This is a genomic window from Rhizobium sp. PEPV16 (assembly GCF_008919455.1).
Lineage (GTDB): Bacteria > Pseudomonadota > Alphaproteobacteria > Rhizobiales > Rhizobiaceae > Rhizobium > Rhizobium leguminosarum_Q.
This window is the reverse complement of the sequence record NZ_VSZV01000015.1, coordinates 1-536: the sequence shown is the minus strand read 5'-3', so window position 1 is coordinate 536 and position 536 is coordinate 1. Positions and strand designations below refer to the sequence as shown.

2 protein-coding genes are annotated in these 536 nt (G+C 59.1%); both read left to right on the top strand.

Features of this window, described 5'->3' with window-relative positions; genetic code table 11:
- Positions 1–358, top strand: a 358-nt coding sequence (locus FY112_RS00090; protein ID WP_181018102.1) for a winged helix-turn-helix domain-containing protein, incomplete at its 5' end; no start/stop codon positions are given.
- The coding region (locus tag FY112_RS37115) for a hypothetical protein (RefSeq protein ID WP_210384792.1) at positions 355–536 on the top strand (182 nt) is incomplete at its 3' end. The genes FY112_RS00090 and FY112_RS37115, both read left to right, overlap by 4 nt.

Genomic DNA, 536 nt, shown 5'->3' with positions numbered 1-536 from the left:
CGATAACAAGAAGGACCGTAAAATTTACAGTTTTGGCGAATGGGTGCTGAACGTCAAGCTGCGCAGGTTGACCTACGGCGAAGATCAGGAGGTGAAGCTCACCGCAGGAGAATTCAATCTTCTGGCTGCCTTCTTGCGCGCCCCTCGCCAGGTTCTGTCGCGCGAGCAGCTCTTATCGGCGAGCAGAGTTCATGATGAAGAGGTTTTCGATCGCAGTATCGACGTTCTCATACTCCGCCTGAGGCGCAAGCTCGAGAGGGATCCGTCAAAGCCGACCTTGATCAAGACTGAGCGAGGCGCGGGTTACGTTTTCGACGCGGATGTCGAGGTGACTTATAAGGGTGGTCGCAAGGTATGAGCGGGCAGGGACGCCGTAGGCTCTTCAAGAAGGACACCCCCCGGACGGTGCTGCTGGCCCTTCTTGTCGTCAGCGGTGGCGCTCTCACCGCTGCCGGCGACGTCATTGTTGGGGGCATGAAGGGGGGAGCGCTGCTACCACTTCCTGACGCCCCTCAACTCGATCCCGGCCGCGTGGC